This is a genomic window from Candidatus Stoquefichus massiliensis AP9, assembly GCF_000455285.1.
Taxonomy (GTDB): domain Bacteria; phylum Bacillota_I; class Bacilli_A; order Erysipelotrichales; family Coprobacillaceae; genus Stoquefichus; species Stoquefichus massiliensis.
In genome coordinates, this window is record NZ_HG005287.1 from 217,200 (window position 1) to 218,638 (window position 1,439).

The 1,439-nt window shown below is 30.4% G+C and carries 2 protein-coding genes; both read right to left on the reverse strand.

Going from position 1 to position 1,439, the window contains the following annotated elements; genetic code table 11:
• Positions 1-218, reverse strand: a 218-nt coding sequence (locus tag BN350_RS18685) for an AlbA family DNA-binding domain-containing protein (RefSeq protein WP_044600182.1), incomplete at its 3' end; no start/stop codon positions are given.
• 510 nt (positions 219-728) lie between these two features.
• A partial coding sequence (locus tag BN350_RS07105) for an ATP-binding protein (RefSeq protein ID WP_028042976.1) occupies positions 729-1,439 on the reverse strand: 711 nt, incomplete at its 5' end.

Genomic DNA, 1,439 nt, shown 5'->3' on the forward strand with positions numbered 1-1,439 from the left:
TCTAAATGAATATAATTTATTTCAAAGTCAATTATTGGGGTAATTCTATTTTTAATAAAGTCTACAAGATATCGTTGCTCTTTATCTACCTCTTCTTGTGAAATTCCAATAGCCGTTCCATTATCAGCAACACCAATATAAAGTTTTCCTCCACCTTTATTAGCAAAAGCAACGATTGTTTTTGCCCACTCCTGAGGCTTATCCTTATTTAATCTCACTTTGTATTCATATTCATCTCATCCTCGAAAACTTTCGCACACATTTATATCACAATAAGCAAATATTATCGATGCTATAAGCAAATATATTCCATAAATATTCGACAAATCTAAATTCTTTATAGCAAAAAAGCAGATATCTTCTAAGAAATCTGCTTTTTTTCATGGAAGTTTCACGGAAACTTACGAATAAAATCCATTTTCACGAAATAATTCATGATTTTTACATACAACTGTATATATACTATATACGACTAAAAGTATTGATTATATCGTGCTTTTTCGATTGTAAACCTTTTGTGCATAGGTTGTATGAGGGTTTACTTGTTTTTCATGTGCGGGAATGATATTTAATTAAGTGGAAAAGTAACTAACTCCAATATTTATTGATATAATTAATACAATTTCAATCAAAGAATATTCCCCTACTCTTTATTACATAAAAATAACACTTTTTGACACCTTTTGTTTTACCCATAATTAACAGCGAATAGTATATATAAATCTTTACTATATTGACTTAATAATTACATATCCACCTGTTTTCCTTGAACCAACTCGTTCGATAAGATTTCTATCTATTAACGTTTTAAGCTGTCTATCTAATGTCGTTTTTGCTTTCCCCATTTTTTCAGATAAAGTCTTTCGATTAATCCCTGGATTATTTTCTATCATGCTATATAGTTCTAATAACGCACCGTTTAATGCACTATTTAACGCACCGTTTAGTGGTGCATTATCTTTTTCGTTACTTACTATATCTTTATAGTCTCTCTGATACGTCAAATCCATTAATGTTATAGAGGACACACCAAACTTTGAAGATAACGTAGGTTGAACTCTTTCCTCAAATGGTTTATAGGCTTCCCTTATTTTCTCAAAACCACTTCCTGAACGTTCCATTAACTTACATAATGCTAATATATCACAGATAACCTCATTTCTTCTTTTAGAAGGAATTTTATCTATCATTTCATAATCTTGCGCATTTCCATCAGGTAAAAAATCCCCTGGTGACATAATAACCATTCGGTCTTGATAAATATCTATATCAATTTGAGTTCCTGGAATTGTATAATCTCGATGTCCTAACGCATTACACAGAGCTTCAATGACAGCTCTTTCTGGATAAGCTTCTATATCACGTCTACCATTAGACATTTTTACAAAACCAGTCTTTGTATTATTTTTAATAAACAATAAAGCCATGTTCAATTGATC